At 40.0% G+C, this 15,027-nt stretch carries 13 protein-coding genes; 7 read left to right on the plus strand and 6 right to left on the minus strand.

Going from position 1 to position 15,027, the window contains the following annotated elements:
• Window positions 1–803 precede the first annotated feature (803 nt).
• Complete coding sequence (locus tag PSF11_RS01905; protein WP_004918281.1) at window positions 804–1,562, plus strand: YnfC family lipoprotein; 759 nt, start codon at window positions 804–806, stop codon at window positions 1,560–1,562.
• 184 nt (window positions 1,563–1,746) lie between these two features.
• Here the strand turns inward: PSF11_RS01905 and PSF11_RS01910 are convergent, their stop codons facing one another.
• The gene (locus PSF11_RS01910) at window positions 1,747–2,937 is read right to left on the minus strand and encodes a TPM domain-containing protein (protein WP_072502959.1); all 1,191 of its coding nucleotides are present in this window, start codon (window positions 2,935–2,937) and stop codon (window positions 1,747–1,749) included.
• Window positions 2,938–3,399: 462 nt separating this feature from the next.
• Between PSF11_RS01910 and PSF11_RS01915 the strand changes: the two genes are divergently transcribed.
• Window positions 3,400–4,761, plus strand: coding sequence for an alanine/glycine:cation symporter family protein (locus PSF11_RS01915; RefSeq protein WP_004918286.1), 1,362 nt, complete (start codon window positions 3,400–3,402; stop codon window positions 4,759–4,761).
• 284 nt (window positions 4,762–5,045) lie between these two features.
• Window positions 5,046–5,411 (plus strand): hypothetical protein, encoded by a 366-nt coding sequence (locus PSF11_RS01920; protein ID WP_004918288.1) that lies wholly within the window; start codon window positions 5,046–5,048, stop codon window positions 5,409–5,411.
• Window positions 5,412–5,449: 38 nt separating this feature from the next.
• Here the strand turns inward: PSF11_RS01920 and PSF11_RS01925 are convergent, their stop codons facing one another.
• The 5 genes from PSF11_RS01925 to PSF11_RS01945 all read right to left on the minus strand — a co-directional run bounded on the left by PSF11_RS01925 (window position 5,450) and on the right by PSF11_RS01945 (window position 11,627).
• Window positions 5,450–6,409: a substrate-binding domain-containing protein gene (locus PSF11_RS01925; protein ID WP_376738367.1), complete on the minus strand. Its 960-nt coding sequence runs from the start codon at window positions 6,407–6,409 to the stop codon at window positions 5,450–5,452.
• 83 nt (window positions 6,410–6,492) lie between these two features.
• Window positions 6,493–7,533, minus strand: a complete 1,041-nt coding sequence (locus PSF11_RS01930; protein ID WP_036943664.1) for an ABC transporter permease — start codon at window positions 7,531–7,533, stop codon at window positions 6,493–6,495.
• Window positions 7,534–7,575: 42 nt separating this feature from the next.
• Window positions 7,576–9,078 carry a sugar ABC transporter ATP-binding protein gene (locus PSF11_RS01935; protein WP_061064186.1) on the minus strand — a complete coding sequence of 501 codons (1,503 nt, stop codon included), beginning with the start codon at window positions 9,076–9,078 and terminating at the stop codon, window positions 7,576–7,578.
• Window positions 9,075–10,586: a xylulokinase gene (xylB, locus tag PSF11_RS01940; RefSeq protein ID WP_072502960.1), complete on the minus strand. Its 1,512-nt coding sequence runs from the start codon at window positions 10,584–10,586 to the stop codon at window positions 9,075–9,077. The genes PSF11_RS01935 and xylB overlap by 4 nt, the downstream gene beginning before the upstream one ends.
• 3 nt (window positions 10,587–10,589) lie before the next feature.
• On the minus strand, window positions 10,590–11,627 hold the full coding sequence (locus PSF11_RS01945) for an NAD(P)-dependent alcohol dehydrogenase (RefSeq protein WP_272682730.1): 1,038 nt from the start codon (window positions 11,625–11,627) through the stop codon (window positions 10,590–10,592).
• Window positions 11,628–11,838: 211 nt separating this feature from the next.
• Here PSF11_RS01945 and PSF11_RS01950 point away from each other — a divergent pair, with 211 nt between their 5' ends.
• The 4 genes from PSF11_RS01950 to aac(2')-Ia all read left to right on the plus strand — a co-directional run bounded on the left by PSF11_RS01950 (window position 11,839) and on the right by aac(2')-Ia (window position 14,872).
• Window positions 11,839–12,390 carry a D-lyxose/D-mannose family sugar isomerase gene (locus PSF11_RS01950; RefSeq protein ID WP_004918301.1) on the plus strand — a complete coding sequence of 184 codons (552 nt, stop codon included), beginning with the start codon at window positions 11,839–11,841 and terminating at the stop codon, window positions 12,388–12,390.
• A 75-nt stretch (window positions 12,391–12,465) separates the two neighbouring features.
• A complete protein-coding gene (locus PSF11_RS01955; RefSeq protein WP_171830839.1) occupies window positions 12,466–13,479 on the plus strand; it encodes a LacI family DNA-binding transcriptional regulator in 1,014 nt (337 codons plus the stop codon).
• 166 nt (window positions 13,480–13,645) lie between these two features.
• Window positions 13,646–14,233, plus strand: a complete 588-nt coding sequence (locus PSF11_RS01960; protein WP_225829641.1) for a YcxB family protein — start codon at window positions 13,646–13,648, stop codon at window positions 14,231–14,233.
• Window positions 14,234–14,335: 102 nt separating this feature from the next.
• Window positions 14,336–14,872 (plus strand): aminoglycoside N-acetyltransferase AAC(2')-Ia, encoded by a 537-nt coding sequence (aac(2')-Ia, locus tag PSF11_RS01965; RefSeq protein WP_004918308.1) that lies wholly within the window; start codon window positions 14,336–14,338, stop codon window positions 14,870–14,872.
• Window positions 14,873–15,027: the final 155 nt, after the last annotated feature.

Genomic DNA, 15,027 nt, shown 5'->3' on the forward strand with positions numbered 1-15,027 from the left:
ACATAAGCGATCAAGACGTGTCCTCGGTGTGCTCTTCATCTATGAACGTCGGGTGGCGCCATATTGCCATATAAAGAGGTGAATAGTGTTATGGCAATTTCTTCACATTTAGGTATCTAATCTTCTGAACTGCGCAAATCACTTCGACCATAAAAAGTACCGTATGATATAGATTGGTGTGTGATAAGACGGGGAATTGCGGAAAGGATGATTTTGTCGCTATGCCATCATCACTCATCTCACTTTGCACATGTTCTGATGTTATCGATTTATAATGATTGTGCATTGAACATTTATGTTAATGAGTAGTAATTTTTTTATCAAATTAAATGATGAGCGATAAGCTATTTTATTACGCTTGATGGTGAGTGAATGAAAATATAGTTATTTTTACTTATATCAATATTCTGGGGTGTGAAAATTAAAGCCATTTAACCTTAACAACAGTACCTGTTTCTATGCATACTATGACTTCGGATTTATAAGAGTAAAGATATTTTTACAGTGCTTGGAATATTTCGTAAGTATAATATAATTAAAAGTTATTTTTCCTAATTTAAGTGTCTTTTTGCTTAAATTTCACTCAAGTTTGCTCATCGGATGGCTCGAAAAGATGAGATAAATCTTATTTATTTAGGTGGTTACCATTAGCATATTTAGGGGCATACATGCTATTATTACGTGTAATGTTTTTTATTAACTAACTGATTTTTATGTAAAATATTATATTGATAATAAATTAAATTAATGATTATTGAAAATAAACCACAGCATACAAGTCGTTTAGAGGTATAAAATTAAAAATGAGTAATAAATACCTATTGGCAATTACACCGCTAATTACTTTTTTTATCGCTTCTGAATCTTTGGCATTTCAAAAGCAACAATATAATCCTGTTGTGTTCAACATGGCACAACTCTATGATTTTAATCCAGTTAAAGGAAATGTTAAAGAAATTAGGTCCGTCGTTTACAATAAAGACAAGTCTATTAACTATGAGTCATTGTTAAAAATTGGTCGTGATGGCTGCATAGATAGTTTTGCTTTAAACCAAAAAAAGGATGAATACCTCAGTGGTGTACATAATTATCTCTTTGTTGAGAGAGTTAAAAATAAATTAGTTGGTAGGGATAATAATGGCCCTGTAGAAATGGAAATCGGTAATAACTGTACGATATTATCAAGAAAGGATAATAATGGAAAACTGATATATCGATATAACAAAGAAGGGATTATTATCGGCTCTGTATTGGCAGATAATAAAACAAAGTTTAGCGAAAATAATTATAATGAGTTTAAACTACCAACAACGATAAAATATTACAAAGATAATAAAGTAATATCTGAAACCATTATTACATATGGGAAAGATATCACTAAGCCATTTGATCTGTTAATGAAAATTCGTGTGTTAGGTCAGACTATTCTACAAGTAGACTCTAAATGTGATTACAATAGCCAAAATATTGCACATAAGTGTCATTTTGAACTAACAATAAATGAAAATGGTCAGGACATTAAGTTAATCAAAGATAGTACGACGGAAGTGTCATTCTATTGATAGCGAAATTTTTATAAAGGAGCTTTAGTCCGTGTCCAAGAATCGCCCTCTCAGAGTATAACTGGCTTTTAATTTTTAAAAGCCAGTTATAAGAGGGTATAAATTGTTATTTTAGCAACCTAACTTGAAATCTCGTGTTAGGCGTATCCCGTGAATGGCTACTATGGCGTAGTCTTAAGGAAATTTACCACGACCCTGAAGAGCCGCCTCCACCGGAGCTCCCGCCACCACCTCCGCTAAATCCGCCACCGCCTCGGCTTCCACCACTGCCGCCTCGGCCATTATTATTGCTCCCACCAATGTACACATTGATAAAACCAAAATAATGACCAATGCCAATGATGCAACCAACACTACTTGAAATAACGGATGAAATAACAAAATCACCTTCTGATATGACGAGTGCAAATAGAAAAATAAAACCAGTAAATAAGAAGGCAATAGTAATCGAAAGACGCTTTTTTTCTGACTTAATAATGAGGCCAAGTATTTTATAAATAATAGCAACAGCCAAAAATAAAAGTAGAAATATCGCAACAAACATAGTGAAAGCGAGGATGAACACCATCCAGGTGGGTAGTATTTTGAGAAAAAGGAATTGGCTCCAACGTGGTAATTCTGTATATAAAAAATCTTCTCCAAACTTTATGCCATTACCTGCGGGGTTATTAAAGCCGCCAGTGTAAGCAGTTAACAAGAGAATGATAGCGATTGGAATTGCAGCCTTAAGTTTATGTAATTTAATAAGATGATATATGATAAAAAGCCAGATATAAGCGCTTGCCGCTAGTACGATAGCAAGTGAAGCATCTAATAAACCAAAGGGAGCAGGTTGTTTAGAAATAAAAAAGCTAGGAGTTTTGGCGTCAGGGAGTGGCTCATTTTTTATTAAGGCGATTAGGGAATCAATAGTACGGTTGAGACCTCCTGCATAATTACCGCGCTTAAATTCAGGTATAAAATCATATTCTAAAATACGCTTTGCAAGGCTATCGCTGATTGCCCCTTCTAACCCATAACCCACCTCGATACGCATTGTACGGTCATTGACAGCGACGAGTAAAAGAACACCGTCATCAATATTTATACGGCCAATCCTCCATTGATTGAATACTTTTTCTGCATAGCTTTCAATATCTAATGGGGAAGTACTCTTTACGATTAAAATGGCAATTTGCGACCCAGTTTGTTGCTGAAATAGCGCTAACCGTCGAGCTAAACTATCGCGCTGTTCTGTTGTTAATAAATGTGCTTCATCCACGACGTGACTGGTCATCGTGGGAATAGAAAGTGTATTCGCAAAAGTGGGAATAGAGAACAATAAGAAAAGCAATCCCCATAGCCATTGTTTTGTTTGCTGAATATTGCCAATCATCGTGGAATCCTTTCTGAAAGGGTGAATTTCATTATATTCGATAGTCATATAACGTCAGCATATACTGACTGAATAATACATAATCTTATTTAATTTGTAATCGTTTTCATAGGATGGAATAGCGTTTTGAGAAATAATGATTAAATTAAAATTAATTTAATCATTGAATATTGTTCCGATAAAATAAGAATATTCGTTAAAACCTGTCATTCATATCATTAAATGTTAATAGGCTACTCTTGAACTCTTGAGTAGCAAAGCTCACATATTGTCTAACAAAAGCTTAATTTCTAATCGCAACGAGGTGACATTACTCACATTCTTTAACTTATCTTGCTATTTAAGACATTTTTTTCTCGCACTTAATAGATTTATCGTCTTTATTAAATTTTATACAGAAATGTTATTGAATTGTGACAGACGGATAAAGAATAAAGTGAATACAGCTTATGTGAGGGCAGAATGGAACTGATAACAGCTTGGTTAGGAGAACTTAACGGTATTGTGTGGGGAGTTCCCATGTTGATTGGGATCCTCGGTGTTGGGATCTATATGCAGCTCCGATTGGCATTTTTGCCAATCCGTAAATTGGGTACAGGGTTTAAGTTACTGTTTCAGAAAAATGAGGATAGGGGTGAAGGGCAAATATCGCCTTTTAATGCGTTAATGACAGCATTATCGGCGACAATCGGTACTGGTAATATCGCAGGGGTTGCCACCGCTGTGGTGATGGGAGGGCCAGGCGCGCTGTTTTGGATGTGGATCACGGCATTGGTTGGTATGGCCACAAAGTACTCAGAAGCTGTGCTTGCGGTACGTTTTCGAGAAGTCGATAAGTATGGACAATATGTTGGTGGCCCAATGTATTACATCAAAAATGGTTTAGGGCCTAAATGGATTTGGTTAGGTACATTATTTGCTCTTTTTGGTGCTTGCGCCAGTTTTGGAATTGGGAATACTGTACAAGCGAACTCTGTTGCCGATGTGCTGGAAAGTAACTTCGGCGTGCATAAATGGTTGACTGCTGGGGCACTTGTAATCTTAGTTGGTGCTGTGTTAATTGGTGGATTGCGTCGTATCTCTGATGTTGCAGGGAAACTCGTACCATTCATGACCGTGGCTTATTTTGGTGCAGGTTTATTGGTATTAGGGCTCAATTTTACGGAGATCCCAGCTGCATTTTCTTTAGTGATTACCTCAGCATTTACACCGGTTGCGGCTCAGGGTGGGTTTGCAGGTGCTGCTGTATGGGCGGCAATTCGCTTTGGTGTTGCGCGTGGCGTATTTTCCAATGAGGCTGGTTTGGGAAGTGCACCTATTGCTCACGCTGCGGCAAAAACACAAAACCCGATCCGCCAAGGGTTGATCGCAATGTTAGGTACTTTTATCGATACCATTATTGTGTGTTCGGTAACAGGTCTTACTATCATTATTACTGGTGGATGGTTAACAAGTGAAACAGGGGCGACACTAACCGCATCTTCTTTCCAATCAGCGATCCCCGGTGGGAATTATATTGTTGCCGTTGCGTTAGCCATATTTGCTTTTACCACTATCCTAGGATGGAGTTTTTACGGTGAAAAATGTGTGCAATATTTATTTGGGGTGAGGGCAATTAAGGTCTTTAGGGTGTTATGGCTTATTGCATTACCGATTGGTGCAACCCAATCTCTTGATTTTGTTTGGCTACTTGCAGATACCTTAAACGCGATGATGGCGATACCGAACTTGATTGCTCTATTATTGTTAAGTCCGGTTGTTTACCGTTTAACGCGGGATCATATTAAAGATGTCAATGCCGACAGCATTGATATGGAAAAATAAATAATATCACTGATGGCCTCACGCTCTGTGAGGCCATCTCAACATTTAGGTGGTAGGGTATTTTCGTTTTTTATTTTGCTCTTATTCGCCCCTAATTCTTTTCCAACGCCTTTCCCTGTTATACCTATATTTCTTATATGTAATATCGATTTTTTCTATTTATAAATAGAATAGCGCTATGATTTCACAGGAAAAATATTGCAATTGTGTAGAGGCAATGTTTTCATAAAAACCCGAATGGTGATGCGAGTAATATATTAATAAGCTAATAATACGGAGGGAAAATGCTAAAAAAGGGGATTTCGATTGCGATGTTGTGTGCGATTTGTTTACCTGTGCAAGCGATGAAAGAATATGATCTTAAATGCCCTGAAAGGGGAGTGATGACCGTACTACATACAAATTATTTAATTAGCACATTGAAATGGGGAAGCCGCTTTATTGTCTCTCACCCGGCCATTAGTTATAACGAACACAATGTAAACTATAAAATTTATAATTTCTTAAATGGTGATTCATTAGTGAAAAAGGCAGGGGATCATAAACGTTACTATTTTATTTATAAGGATGGGGAAAAGGTCGAATGCACGAAAATAGGGGAAGCGGAATTGGAAATAACGAAATTACCGATTGTTCATAATGTGAGCTGAATATCGCCACCCAAAGTATGAGTGGCGATAAAAATAACTTACTTACGTGCGTCTAACAGTTGTTGCGCATTGTCTTTTGTGACTACAGTCCAAGGGATTTGGTAACGTTTATCTTTACCGTCATTCCATTGCAGTTGATCGGCATATTGTTTCCAAATAGCTGATTTGGGTTGATAGCTGTCGCCTTTGACTGACTTCATTGCGATATCAATCGAGCCCTGCATTTGAGCATTGGCATCTTGTAGGATAGAAACCATTTCTCCGTTCTGCACTGCTAGGATCGCATCAGAAACACCATCCACACCAGCAATAGCAAAGCTATTTACATCAAGGCCAGCACCTTTAATGGCTTCGATAGCACCTAAAGCCATTTCATCGTTTTGAGCGATGACGCCGTTGATTTTGCCACGGTGTTTTTGTAACCAGTTTTCCATGAGTGGCATTGCTTCTGCACGTGACCAGTTAGCTGTTTTGCGTTCTAATACTTTAATTTTTCCGGGGCCACATTCAGCGATAGCTTTATCGTTACCTTCACCGCGTTGGATCTCACCGCTACCCCCTTTAGGGCCTTCGATAATCACAACATTACCTTCACAGTTCATTTTATCGAGGACGGTTTTTGCTTCCATATAACCACCTAAAACGTCATCAGAAACAACTTCAGCGGTCATTTTATCCGTGTTGAGGCGTGCGTTAGTCACGATCACAGGGATTTTGGCATCATTTGCCATAGTGACGACATCAATGTTCGCTTCATAATCCATTGGGTTGATGATGATAGCATCTGCTTTAGTCTGAATTGCTGTTTCCGCTTGGTTGTTTTGCACCATCGGATCATAGCGACCATCGTAAACGGTGATCACCGCTTCACCCTCTTTAACCGCAGGGTGCTCTTTGGCGGCTTTTTCCATTAATTGAACAAATTCAGCTTTCATGCCATACATCAAAATAGCAATTTTGACAGGCTCCTCTTTGGCTGCAAGCGCCATATTACTCATGAATAGTGCAGTGGTAAGAGCTGCAATTTTAGTCATTTTTTTCATTATGATACCTTTCACAGTGAGGGTCAGTGTTGTTTTAATTAGTCACGTCTTTGTTTACGTGAAGGGTCGAGCAGAACTGCGATGACGATCAACGCACCTTTAATGATTTGTTGGTAATAAGAGGGGACACCCAACAAATCTAATCCATTGTTCATAACGCCGATAATTAGCACACCAAAGAAGGTGCCAACCAGTGTACCAACGCCACCAGACATACTGGTTCCACCAATAACGACGGCAGCGATAGCATCTAGTTCATAGGCTCCTCCGGCACTGGTTTGTGCAGAGCCAGTTCTTGCGGTAAGGATCAGCCCAGCAATACCTGCCAATGCACCACACAGGGTATAAACCAGCACTTTGACTTTGATGACACTAATACCGGATGTTCTTGCACTTTTAGGATTGCCACCAACCGCATAGACATAACGACCAAATGTTGTTTTATTTAGCAATACCCAAGCGAGTGCAAAGATCACGATTAATATGACGACGGGCACGGGGATATCAAAGATATAGCCATTACCTAACCATCTAAAGTCATTATTGAGTTGTGATACGGGGTTGCCGTCGGTAGTTAATAGGGTTAGGCCACGGGCAGCGGAGAGCATCCCCATGGTCACGATAAACGGTTGTAGGTTGAATTTTGCTAAAATAGTTCCGTTAATGAGACCACAGATGATACCAATGCCTAATGCGATGATCATTGGCATCATAACGGCATTCGCGGTGTCGCCAATGGATAGGCCTGCATTTGTGGTTGCAAAACGCGCTGCTACAATACCGCTCAGAGCGAGGACTGAGCCAACCGATAAGTCAACCCCCGCGGTGATAATGACGAAGGTCATGCCAATCGCTAAGATACCGTTAATTGATATTTGGCGTAAGACAATCAACATATTGTCTTGACTAAGAAAATAGTTGTTAGTCCATTCGCCGCGCGCAACTTGCACTTCACCTATCACAGCAACAATTAGGCAAAGTACAAAGAAAGCCATGATAATGCCGTACTTGTGCATGTTTTTCTTATTGCGGGCTAAAAAGGACATCCCCGTTGTTGGCGTAGAGTAAGTACTATTCATAGTTTTTCTCTTTATTTTTTGAATAAAAACCAATGTGCTGAATTAAACAGCAAGTTTCATTAATTCTGTTTGAGTTGCTTCAGTTGCCGATAACTCACCAGCTAATTCACCATCACGGAATACAATAATGCGGTCGCTCATACCGATAATTTCTGACAGTTCAGAAGAAACCATGATGATCCCTTTGCCTTTTAAAGCGAACTCCGACATATAACGATAGATTTCTTTTTTGGCTCCCACATCGATTCCACGGGTTGGTTCATCGAGTAGCATCACTTCAGGGTCGAGAAGCGCCCAACGGCCTAAGACAACCTTTTGTTGGTTACCACCACTAAGATTTCCTGCAAGTTGATCGGCATCTGGTGTTTTAATGTTGAAGAGTTTAATCATGTCATCTGCACGAGTTTGCTCTTTCTTCTCATTGATAAAACTCGCTCGGCTAATATCAGAGAATGAAGCGATATTAATGTTTTCGTTAATTGAACGACCCAGCATTAACCCCGTTTCTTTCCTGTCTTCAGTGACATAAGCAATGCCCGCTTTAATGGCATCTTGAGGGGAGTGTTTCCCTAATTGGATGTCATTAATTTTAATGGTTCCCGATGAGGCGTGTTCAATACCAAAAATAAGATCAAGAAACTCACTACGGCCCGACCCAACCAGCCCATATATTCCAAGGATCTCGCCTTTTTTCAGGGTGAGGCTGATATTTTTTATTTTATTGAGCCAACTTAATTGTTCGACAGTTAAAATAGTTTCATTAGTTGGTTGGTTGAATTTGGCGAATTCATCTTTAAATTCGCCACCGATAATATGCTCAATTAATTGTTCGCGAGTAATATCGGCAATCGCCCCTTCAGTGATAAATGTGCCATCACGGAAAATCGAAAAAGTGTCCGCGATTTGGAATATCTCGGATAGGCGGTGGGAAACATAAATAATCCCTTTGCCTTTTTGAGCTAAACGCGTAATCACATCAAAGATTTTTTGCGCATCCTCTTCACCTATTGCGGATGTTGGTTCATCCATAATGATGATGTCAGCATTTGAGTGAGAAAGTGCTTTAGCAATTTCCACCAGTTGTTGTTCAGCAACGCTGAGATTGCGCACTTTTTCTGTTGGCGAAAGATCAAAATGTAGGTCAGCCATTAAATCTGCTGTCAGTTGATTCATTTTTTTGAAATCAACGAAACCGAGTTTTTTAGGCTCGCGACCTAACCAAATATTCTCTGCAATTGTCAGATCAGGAATCGAACTCAGTTCTTGTTGAACAATCGCTATACCGGCATTGAGTGCATCCTTTGGTTGATGAAAGTGACACCGTTTTCCTTTCACAAAAATGTCGCCTGAGTCAGGCTGAATGAACCCCATTAGGATACTTAAAAAGGTCGATTTACCTGCGCCATTGCCGCCACATAAAGCATGAATAGATCCTTTTTTCAGGCTAAATTGCGCATTTTTCAGCGCAACGACTGGCCCAAACGATTTTTTAACCCCAGTAATATGTAAAAGTTCATCCGCCTGAATGCCCGCTGAGTTTGTCATACAGCCACCTCTGGATATTCAGTTTGGAGTAACGAAAGATAGTCTTGATATAAAGCTTCATAGCGAGAAACTTTTTCACTATCAGGATTGACCAGCGTGCCCTCATCAAGGTGAACGAAACGCTGGCAAATTTTTGCTAATAATTCTGTTTTATTATCTTGCTCTGTTAAGGTGTCGCACCAAACAGCTTGAATAGCCGCTCCCAGTGCGGCAGCTTCGCTGTTAGTCACACAAATAACAGGGGAATTCATAATGTTCGCGACAATTTGACGCCATTTGGCACTTTTAGCCCCGCCACCAGTTAGGCGGATTTCGTTGGTTTGTATCCCTTGTTTACGGAATAAATCAATGCCAAAGCGCAAACCATAAGTGGCGCTTTCTACGACAGCAAGGCTCAAATTTTGTGCATTTAAATTATTACTATCAATATTATGGATGCTCGCCTTAGCGAGAGGCAGCTGAGGAACACGTTCGCCATTGAAAAATGGCAGTATTTGTAACCCATTAGCACCCGGCTCTGTTTGCTCTAAGGCCTGATTAAAACCATTAAGATCAAGATTCAAAAATTTTTGTATCGTCGTGGTGGCTGATGTGACATTCATTGTGCAAATCAAAGGCAGCCAACCATTGGTTGAAGAGCAGAAACCGGCAATCATTTCTGAATCGGCGACAACAGGTGTATTCGAATAAGTAAATAGTGTGCCAGAGGTACCTAAGCTCATGGTGATGATACCCGGTATAATATTACCAGTACCAATTGCAGCCATCATGTTGTCACCCCCGCCTGATGCCACTTTCGTTTGGCTCGAAATGCCAAGTTTATGGGCGATTTCAGGAAGTACGGTGCCAATGCAGGTTTCAGCAGTGACAAGTGGAGGTAAAGCTCGTTGTAGACGGCCTGAATCATCAATTAGATTGATGGTATGAACATCCCATTCACGGGTACGAATATTTAACAGGCCAGTACCAGATGCATCACCAAATTCAGCCACACGAACGCCCGTTAGCCAAAAATTGAGGTAATCATGTGGCAGTAATACCGTCTCTAACTGTTCCCAAAGTTCAGGGTGGTGAGTTTTCAACCATAAAATTTTAGAAATGGTATAACCTGTTTGAGGCATGAGTCCGAGTTGAGATAACGCACCGTCAGTGCCACCTAAAGCATCAATGATCTTTTGGTTTTCTGCCGTTGTTTCCGTATCACACCACAGTTTAACCGGTGCGATCACTTTGCCTTGGGCATCCAAAGGCACAAAACCATGTTGTTGGCCTGAAACGGCGATTGCGGCTATCTCTTTACCATCAATACTGGCATTATTGAGCGCTTGGTGAAACGCACTGACAAGTGCGTCTGTCCACCAAGAAGCATGCTGTTCACGGCGCCCAGATGCTTCGCTAATGAGTGGGTGAGGCGCAGAGCCTTCACCCAAAATTTGTGCGCTTTCGCTATCCACGATAACGACTTTGGTACTTTGTGTACCGCAATCGATCCCAGCATACAATGTCATGTATTACTCCATTTCCAGCACAATCTTAATATCGGTTGGACGGCCTTCAGCTGCACGCTCATAAGCCTCAACACTGTCTTTAAACTTATAAGTGGCTGACAACAAAGGTTTTACGTTGAGCTTACCGGAACTGAGTAGGCGGATAGTACGTGGGTACATGTTTGCGTAACGGAAAATGGTTTTAAACGTAATTTCTTTCGCTTGCGCTGAAACAATATCTAAAGGCGCAGGATCAATTGGCATACCAACTAATACGGCAGTTCCACCCGGTGCCATATGCTCAGTGATATTAGCGATCACCGCTTTCGCTCCGCTGCATTCGAATAAGACATTCACCCCATTACCTTCAGTGAGTTCATTAACTTTATCGGCGATAGCTTGAGTATCTTTGCTATTGATAGGGTGTAGGCCTGGATATTGTTTAGCGACTTCCAGTTTTTTATCGAAGAGGTCACAGATGATGACATCTGAACAGCCGCCAGCGAGTGCAGACAACGCAGTGATAATACCGATAGTTCCCGCACCAATAACGAGTACGATATCACCGGGCTTGATTTCAGCTTTGGTCGCGGCTTGCATACCGATAGCGAGTGGTTCAACCATTGCGCCTTCAGCAAAAGAGACATTTTCAGGTAATTTAAAAGTGAACGCAGCGGGATGAATAACGCTCTCGCGTAGGCAACCATCAACAGGAGGAGTCGCCCAAAAGCGTACAGCGGGATCGAGGTTGTACAGGCCAGCGCGCGATTGCGTGGATTGTAAATTAGGAATACCGGGTTCCATACATACGCGATCGCCAACTTTTAGATGAGTGACATTTTTACCAACAGCGGTAATTACGCCGGATGCTTCATGGCCCAAAATCATTGGCTTTTCAACGACGAAGGGGCCGATACGACCATGTTGGTAGTAGTGAACATCACTACCGCAAATACCTACGGTATGAATTTTAATTTCGACATCATCCTCTCCAAGGACTTCAGGACTTTGCCAATCTTGAATAGAAATTTTCCCTGCTTTTTCGAGTACTAATGCTTTCATGATTACCTCTGGCTCATTTTTATGGTATCGATATCATTTTTATGATGCGGATATTAGATCGAATTTTATTATTTTTATGTGACGCAGGTTATAGTTTCATTAAATGAGTGGCATTTTTGTAAACAAAAGCGGAAGAATAGGCTACCTGATCACATTTTTTGAGGGGGGGATGCCGTTATAATGTTATCGGTATCATTGAGGAGAGCAGAGCATGAATAAAGCACACTATCGGCAGCAAGTCGTTAATTTTCTGGAAAAAGCACATATCCGTCTCACAGAAGAAGAAAAAGCACGAATTGAGATCGCCAGTTTTGGATTACCAGACTATCCACGTTCAGGCTTACAACTGTTAACTTATTGTAATAGCGAACGTTATTGTGCTAAAGAGTTGGTGCTGTTTCCCCATCAGGTTTGCCCTGAGCATCGGCATCCACCGTTTGGCTCTTCAATGGGTAAGCAAGAAACTTTTCGTTGTCGGTGGGGGGAAGTATACCTATTTGTTGATGATGATTCGTTAACATTGAATAAAAATGAATCGGGGGAACCGATTTGCCCTAAACCAGAAGGTGATGAGCAGTGGTATCAGTGTGACCGCTTTATTTTACTCAAACCGGGAGAGCAGTATACGATAAAACCTAATACATTACATTGGTTTAAAGCTGGCAGTATGGGAGCGGTTGTTTCTGAGTTCTCAAGTGAAAGTCGTGATGAATTTGATATTTTTACCGACCCAAGAGTACGACGTTTAGAAGGGGTCGAATAATATTACGGTTTTGCATGACTGAAACGATTAAATGATACTATAATGGTACGAAATGATACTTAATTTAATAAGGAGATGAAATTGGCCGATCATAAGTCACAGAAAGTGACATTAGAAAATGTCGCAGCGCTTGCTAATGTCAGCAAAATCACCGCATCACGCGCTTTTTCTCAGCCAGATAAAGTTCATCCCGAGACGCTGAAAAGGATTTTAGAGGCGGCAGACAAAATCGGTTATGTCGTTAATGCCGTAGCGCGCAATTTACGTGCTAAGTCATCAAAAACGATTGGTATTGTTAGCCCCGATATGGGGAACCCATTTTTTGGTGGTTTAGCGAAGTTGATGACACAAGAAGCCTATCAAGTAGGGTACGACACATTGGTTTTTGATTCTTATGAGTCAAAGGAAAATGAGGCGCGTATCATTGAAAAGTTGATAGGTTATAATGTTGACGCCATCATTCTTTCTGTGGTTTCGTCTGATCGTTTTTATAAGCCCGATTATTTTCGGCAGCTTGAGCTGCTAAATATCCCCGTTATTTTAGTCGACCGAGAAGTTGATATTAAGCACTGTAGTGGTGTTTATATTGATAATTTAGACTGTGGTTTGCAAGCCGGGCGTTTTATACAGTCACAAGAGGCAAAAAGTGTTGTCATTGTTTCAGGACCCGAAGATTCTAATGTCGCACGGGATAGGGTGACAGGGCTTAAAGCTGCATTACAAGGAAGTGTCGATAAGGTTGAAATTTTATATGCAGATTTTCTGATGGATGAAGCTTATAAAGTAACGGATAGCTATCTACAAAAAAACAGTGCCCCTGATTTCTTTGTCGGCTGTAATAACCAGATTTCTTTGGGGATCATCAAGGCTTGTATTAAGCATCAAATTTCATTACGTGATGATGTTTCACTGTTTAGTATTGATGAGGTCTCTTATTCATCAATTTATGGTTTTAACTTCCCTTGTATCTCGCACGATTTGCAAGAAATCTCTTGGCAAGTGATTAACATGGCGGTGAGAAGGGCATCGGATGAAACAGCGAAGCCAGCAAAGGTTATTGTTAGAGGTAAACTCACCAATACGATTTAGTCAATTTTCCTTTCATAGAATGGTGAAAATATTGTTGTTATCATAACTTAACGTGTCTGAATAAGACTATTATGGGTGATATTTCATGAGGAAATATCATTTTTATATCTCTATAGTGATACTTGCCAAAATAGACTAAAAGCCAATGTTTGGGGGCATTAGTGAGATGAAAGACCGTTATGACATCAAGTTTTCACTTTCTATTTCTGAAATACGAAAAATACAAAAGTATATAAAAGCAAACAAAGTGATAAGCGTGGCTAAACCCTATCATTGGGTCCTTAATATAGCCAATCTAAGCTTGTATAGTCTTGTCATCGGTTTATTATTCTTTTTTGCTATTGCATTATTGCTGTTGTTATCGACAGAGATAGACCCGAGTATGGCTCGCTTACAAAGAATGAGTGGCACAGCCCTAGCATTTATTGTCACAGCAGTGATGGCGCTCCTTCTTTCTAGTGTGTTAGAAAAATATTTTATGAAAAAATATGAACACAAAGAGCAAAATGATGAGACATATATTAGACATATTAAAATTAACCGTTATTTTATTGAGTCCATTCAAGATAACAGTATGTATAAGGTGTTATGGCCTCGAGTTAACAAGGTTGATGTGCAAGAAGATTTGGTATTTGTCCAGGTTGGAGATAATGATTTTATTATTTTCCCTACACGAGTGTTTTCTTCACAAGAAGAGTTTCAGCAACTTTATTCGTTTATTAAAAAGCAAATCGAGCGACATACGGTGCCATAATAAGCTGTTAAGTGAAGAAAAGTGCACGATTGTTTCGCTTTTTGGTGGTTCAATGGCGTTATAATGTATCGGTATCTTTAATCGACTTTAATATAGGTTTTTATGGGCATAGAATACCGCAGTCTGCATACCAGCCAATTGACACTGAGTGAAAAAGAAGCGCTTTACGATTTATTAATTGAAGGTTTTGAAGGCGATTTTTCGCATGACGATTTCGCGCACACTTTAGGTGGAATGCACGTCATGGCTTTTGATCAACAAAAATTGGTTGGTCATGTTGCAATTATTCAACGCCATATGGCCCTAGATAATACGCCTATCTCTGTAGGGTATGTTGAAGCGATGGTAGTTGAACAAAGTTATCGTCGCCAAGGTATTGGGCGGCAATTGATGCTGCAAACCAATAAAATTATAGCTTCGTGTTATCAATTAGGGCTGCTGTCGGCTTCAGATGATGGACAAAAATTGTATCATTCGGTTGGATGGCAAATCTGGAAAGGTAAGTTGTTTGAATTGAAACAAGGGAGCTATATCCGTTCTATTGAAGAAGAAGGCGGAGTCATGGGCTGGAAAGCGGATGGTGAGGTTGATTTTACCGCTTCGCTTTACTGTGATTTTCGTGGCGGTGATCAGTGGTAATCAAAATTGATAATATAGCGTTATTATTCTGGATTACTGTTAATAATATTTAGGTTAGTTTTCATTTTATTGATAAAAATAAAACCATTAAATGGTAATCCAGTTTGACAACAAAATTGTTATATATAGAATACAGGCTGATTTTTAGTCTAAGG

The sequence above is a fragment of the Providencia sp. PROV119 genome (assembly GCF_028482435.1).
GTDB classification, from domain to species: Bacteria; Pseudomonadota; Gammaproteobacteria; order Enterobacterales; family Enterobacteriaceae; genus Providencia; species Providencia stuartii.